The organism is Microbacterium sp. GbtcB4, assembly GCF_019091465.1.
Lineage (GTDB): Bacteria > Actinomycetota > Actinomycetes > Actinomycetales > Microbacteriaceae > Microbacterium > Microbacterium paraoxydans.
Map to the genome: position 1 here is coordinate 1 of NZ_JAGXJJ010000700.1, position 232 is coordinate 232.

The 232-nt window shown below is 73.7% G+C and carries 1 pseudogene; it reads left to right on the plus strand.

Annotated features, from left to right (window positions below):
* Positions 1–232 (plus strand): annotated as a pseudogene (locus KVS71_RS19320) (glycosyltransferase family 2 protein); the annotation flags it as partial.

A 232-nucleotide genomic window follows, 5' to 3' on the forward strand; every position in this document is an offset into this window, starting at 1 on the left:
GCATCGGGCGGCAGTCGTGGCGCGAGGCGATCATGTTCCCGGGACTCGGGGCGCAGATCCTCATGGCCCTGGCGCTGTCCCCCTGGGCCCTGGGCGGCCTGATCGGCGCGGCCGGGCAGGAGTCGTCGGAGCAGACGCGTGTGCTGTGGCTGCTGGTGGTCGCCCTCTGGGTGCCGGTGTCGATGCTCGGCATCTGGCTCGCTCGAGCGGTCGAGCCGCTTCCCGCCGGGCG